General features: G+C 73.3%; 2 protein-coding genes and 1 pseudogene. 2 read left to right on the top strand and 1 reads right to left on the bottom strand.

Features of this window, described 5'->3' with window-relative positions:
• Window positions 1-213, top strand: a 213-nt coding sequence (locus tag H5J30_RS34855; RefSeq protein ID WP_181791805.1) for a peptidoglycan-binding domain-containing protein, incomplete at its 5' end; no start/stop codon positions are given.
• Window positions 214-228: 15 nt separating this feature from the next.
• Here the strand turns inward: H5J30_RS34855 and H5J30_RS34860 are convergent.
• Window positions 229-807: a helix-turn-helix domain-containing protein gene (locus H5J30_RS34860; RefSeq protein WP_181791806.1), complete on the bottom strand. Its 579-nt coding sequence runs from the start codon at window positions 805-807 to the stop codon at window positions 229-231.
• A 74-nt stretch (window positions 808-881) separates the two neighbouring features.
• Here H5J30_RS34860 and H5J30_RS34865 point away from each other — a divergent pair.
• Window positions 882-1,129 (top strand): annotated as a pseudogene (locus tag H5J30_RS34865) (Cmx/CmrA family chloramphenicol efflux MFS transporter); the annotation flags it as partial.

Consider the following 1,129-nt stretch of genomic DNA (forward strand, 5'->3'; position numbering starts at 1 on the left):
GAGGGCGATGCGGGGCCCGAGGTCGCGGAGATGCAGAAGCGGCTCATCGAGGCCGGCTACAACGTCCTGGAGGACACCGACGGCGAGTTCGACTTCTTCACGCGCCAGGCGGTCGTGCGCTTCCAGCGGGACAACGACGTCGAGGGCGACGAACGCGGCGTCTACGGCCCGGCGACGCGCCGCGCGCTGGAGGCGGCGACCAGGGAGCCGTGAGGCGCCGGCGGGTGCTCAGCGACGGGCGGTGCGCAGGTGGATGCGTTCGCCCGACTTGCCGAAGAGGCTGAGGACTTCGACGGGCCCGCGGCCTGCGGCGCCGAACCAGTGGGGGATCCGGCAGTCGAACTCGGCGGCTTCGCCGGCGGCCATGGCGAAGTCGCGGTCGGCGAGCCGTACGCGCAGGCGCCCGCGCAGCACGTAGAGCCATTCGTGGCCCGCGTGTGTCCGCAGGTGGGGTTCCTTGTCGTGGGCCGGGACGGTCATCTTGTACGCGCGCGGTCCGCCCTGCTGCCGCGACAGCGGGATCAGCACCCGCCCGTCGCGGGTGGTGGCCTGCTGCGGCACCCGGGGGGCGACGACGCGGGGCGCGGCGACGATTTCGTCGAGCGGGACGCCGAGGGCCGCGGTGACGGGCAGGAGCAGTTCGAGGCTCGGCTTGCGCTGTCCCGACTCCAACCGGGACAGGGTGCTGGTGGAGATGCCGGTGGCGCGCGCGAGGCCGGCGAGGCTGACGCCCTTGTGCTCGCGGGTGCGGCGCAGCCGCGGGGCGATCTGGTCGATGACGGCGCCGACGCCGGGCTGGTCGTCCATGGGGCGCAGTCAATCGACGCGTCCCGGAATCGGCAACATAAATTGCCGTTTTCGCATGCTCGGACGGACTGGTGATGGCGGTCGCGATCCGCCACACGTGGGCGGTGGTGCCCGCGGTGTTCGCGCTGGGCATCGCGGCGTTCGTGCTCAATCCCGCCGTCTACGGCCGGGTCTTCGCGATCGCGGCGAACGCGCCGCCGCTCGCGGGGGCCACGACGGTCTCGGCCTTCCAACTGGGCATCAGCGGCACACCGGTGCTGGCGGCGGTGGCGCTGACGCGGGGTGCGGGCCTGGCGTCGGTCTGCCTGATGGGCGCCGGGCT

The organism is Streptomyces phytophilus, from assembly GCF_013870535.1.
In the GTDB taxonomy this organism is placed as follows: Bacteria; Actinomycetota; Actinomycetes; order Streptomycetales; family Streptomycetaceae; genus Streptomyces; species Streptomyces phytophilus.

Bases quoted from the DNA above. Each gene is read 5' to 3' on its own strand.
- H5J30_RS34860 (WP_181791806.1), bottom strand. From the start codon at position 807: ATGGACGACCAGCCCGGCGTCGGCGCCGTCATCGACCAGATCGCCCCG.